The following is a 442-nucleotide window of genomic DNA, read 5'->3' as shown; positions in this document are numbered from 1 at the left end:
GGTATGTATTGTCGTGGTGAATGATTTGCGCTCTGCCGTTCATCACCGCGTCTGCATTTCTATACCTATTCACCGCCGGTTTTTATGGCCGGAACATCACAGCACCAATGAGGAGAGCCGTCGGCGCAGCCACAGAGCACGTCGACGGCGGACTTTACAAGGAGATAACGATAATGACCCGAACGGCACACTGTTTGACCGCTGCGCTTTTGCTGACCTTGGCCCTGACCGGCTGCCAGACCACCAAGCGGCCTGTTTCTACCTTAAGTAAGCCCCCCAGCGCAGAAGAAATTGCGGAGCAAGACAAACGGCAACGTGAGGCCGAACGCATGCAGCAGTGCCAGCGCGAGCTGGATGCCATGCGCGGCATGGATAACGAAAAATACCAAAAATTCAAACGCGAATTCGATGCTTTGATGGGCGGCGCCGCGCAGTATGCCGG

General features: G+C 55.7%; 1 protein-coding gene. It reads left to right on the top strand.

From position 1 onward, the window contains the following. Positions 1-173 precede the first annotated feature (173 nt). The coding region (locus tag C5L12_RS27840; RefSeq protein ID WP_105375179.1) for a hypothetical protein at positions 174-442 on the top strand (269 nt) is incomplete at its 3' end.

The organism is Neorhizobium huautlense (assembly GCF_002968575.1).
In the GTDB taxonomy this organism is placed as follows: Bacteria; Pseudomonadota; Alphaproteobacteria; order Rhizobiales; family Rhizobiaceae; genus Neorhizobium; species Neorhizobium huautlense.
The sequence above is the reverse complement of the archived record's forward strand: the minus strand, read 5'-3'. Positions and strand labels throughout refer to the sequence as shown.